The organism is Mycobacterium sp. 852002-51971_SCH5477799-a, from assembly GCF_001667145.1.
Classification (GTDB): domain Bacteria; phylum Actinomycetota; class Actinomycetes; order Mycobacteriales; family Mycobacteriaceae; genus Mycobacterium.
The window spans coordinates 1-654 of sequence record NZ_LZIF01000030.1 but is presented as its reverse complement, the minus strand read 5'-3'; the positions used below and the strand labels follow the sequence as shown (position 1 = coordinate 654).

The window sequence follows — 654 nt, the reverse complement described above, 5'->3', positions numbered from 1 at the left end:
CCTTCTCGAACAGCTCCGCACCCGTGTTGCCGAACCCGGCCGCCGACAACAACGCCTGATCCAAATCCTTTTGCTGGGCATTGATCGTGCGCGAAGTGATCACCGCGTTGTTCAAGAAATCGAACAGATCCGGCGAAGCGTTCGCATACGTATCACCCAGGGCGGCCAACTGCTGAATATCCTTGCGCGCCTGCGGCATCCGCGGATTCACGTCATCGAGAAGCGTATTGGCGTTGGTGATCGACTGGCCGAACTTCTCCCCCAGCCCCGACAACGACTGCGCCGCCGCACTCAGCGTCAGATTCAACTTGACCGGATCGACCTTCTCCGCGATCGAGGTGATCGTCTGAAACAGCGTGTTGATCTCGGTGGTCACCGAGCGCGCATCGATCACCGTGCGCGAAGAGATCTTCTGCGGCGACGGGTTCGCCGGCGTCGTCAACGACACATACTTGCCACCGAACACCGTCGTCGCCTTGATATCGGCATTCACATTCGACGGGATCAACTTCAAGTACCGCGGATACACCTCGAGGATGAACTTCGCCGCCGGCTTGCCATCGCGCACCGTCTCCGAAATCGACCCCACCCGGCCGATCTCCACCCCGTTGTAGGTGACCTTCGAACCCGGATCCATCACCAACCCGGCCCGCG

Annotated in this window: 1 protein-coding gene; it reads right to left on the bottom strand. The window is 60.2% G+C overall.

The window, feature by feature from the left end:
• The coding region (locus A5753_RS02430) for an MCE family protein (RefSeq protein WP_156655889.1) at positions 1 to 654 on the bottom strand (654 nt) is incomplete at both ends.